The 1808-nt window shown below is 72.2% G+C and carries 2 protein-coding genes; both read left to right on the plus strand.

What is annotated here, in order from left to right; translation table 11 throughout:
- The first annotated feature begins 371 nt into the window (after positions 1-371).
- Entirely contained in the window at positions 372-1160 is a 789-nt protein-coding gene (gene lexA, locus Asi02nite_RS41145; protein WP_239127735.1) for a transcriptional repressor LexA, read from the plus strand.
- 380 nt (positions 1161-1540) lie between these two features.
- Positions 1541-1808: hypothetical protein (locus tag Asi02nite_RS41150; RefSeq protein WP_203719467.1), on the plus strand; the 268-nt coding region annotated here is incomplete at its 3' end.

Raw genomic sequence — 1808 nt, forward strand, 5'->3', positions numbered from 1 at the left:
ACCGCGGCCAGCCCGCCGACCGTCAGCAGAAACAACGCGACCAGGACCAACCGGCCGCGGCGCGTCAGGCGTAGGCGAGGCTTCGACCCGCTCCCGGCCCGCCCGCGCGCCCCCGACGCGCGTGCCGAACCACCTGCCACCCCGCCCGAAATGCCGACCACGCTCATCCCGAACCCCCAAGATCGAACGCCAGTTCGATAGCACGGACGTACGATGGTTTATCAGAACAGGCGTTCGGATGTCGACCTCAAACGCGCGACACGCCGGACCCGGATGTCGTACAGATGTTTGAAACTGTCTCAACCCACCGATACGGTCATGGTCACCCCAACCGCGAATTAGGGCATCACAGCCGACCAGGGAGGACGGACGTGTCGACCGACGACCGGGCGAGCCGCCAGCACCAACCCCAGAGAATCGCGTCCGACGCCGCCTCGCCGAGCACGCGCAAGCGCGGCGCCGCCCGGGCACGCGCCGCGACGTCGGAGGTCAGATCCGTGGCACCGGTTGTGAGCAGCTTCCCCGACGTGACCGCCGCCGAGCTGACCGCCCGGCAGCGACGCATCCTCGAGTTCATCCGCGACTGGGTGGACCGCTACGGCTATCCGCCGAGCGTCCGCGAGATCGGCGAGGCGGTCGGGCTGGTCTCGCCGTCCAGCGTCGCCTACCAGCTCAAGGAGCTCGAGCGGAAGGGCTTCCTGCGCCGCGACCCCAACCGCCCGCGCGCCGTCGACGTGCGGCCACCGGCCGACCTCGACGACGAGGCGGCCCGCGCACAGCGACCCGCGCCGGCCTACGTGCCGATGCTGGGCCGGATCGCCGCCGGTGGCCCGATCCTGGCCGAGCAGGCGGTGGAGGACGTCTTCCCCCTCCCCCGCGAGCTGGTCGGCGAGGGTGAGGTCTTCATGCTCCACGTCAAGGGCGACTCGATGCTCGAGGCAGCCATCTGCGACGGCGACTGGGTCGTCGTCCGCCAACAGCCGACGGCCAACAACGGCGAGATCGTGGCGGCGATGCTCGACGGCGAGGCCACGGTCAAGACCTTCCAGCGCCGCGACGGCCACGTCTGGCTGCTACCGCGCAACCCCGCATTCGACCCGATCAACGGCGACGAGGCAACCATCATGGGCCGCGTCGTGGCAGTCCTACGCCGCATGTGACGAACGGCCTGGCCCGCCCCTTCCCTGAAGGCGGGCCAGGCCACCCACACGCCGACCACAGGGCAACAACCCGCACGGGTACGAACGCCGACCGCGCCGTTGCTGGCCCCTTCGTACAGCTGGCCACGCCTTCAAGCCCCGCGAGTACAGCACCGCCGACACGGAAGCCCATTCTGGGTGAGGAGTCCAAGCCCGAGATGGCATCGGCATCACCGGTAAGCCGCCGGTTCAGCCGGCTCGCGGGCCGCTGTCCCACGCGCCGAGGGCTGACCGTCGTCGGTCGGAGGTCAGCCGCGGTAGTCCTGGCCTGAGCCTACGTAGCCGTTGCCGGGGTGGCCGCCGTCTGAGCCGCCCTGGCGGGGGCGGCCGTAGGTCTGCCGTTGTTCCGAGTAGCCGTAGTCGTCGGGCGCCGTGCGCTGCCGACCGCCGTAGCTGTTGCCGCGTGGCTGCTGCGGCGGGCCGCCATAGCCGCCGCCGTCATAGACGCCGCCACCGCCACCGCCACCGCCAGCGCCACCGCCGCCACCGCCGCCGTAGACGCCGCCCCGCTGTGGCTGGCCGCCGCCGCCTGGACCGCCGCGCTGCGGGCCGCCGCCTGGACCGCCGCGCTGCGGGCCGCCGCCTGGACCGCCGCGCTGCGGGCCGCCG

The organism is Asanoa siamensis (assembly GCF_016862555.1).
Taxonomy (GTDB): Bacteria; Actinomycetota; Actinomycetes; order Mycobacteriales; family Micromonosporaceae; genus Asanoa; species Asanoa siamensis.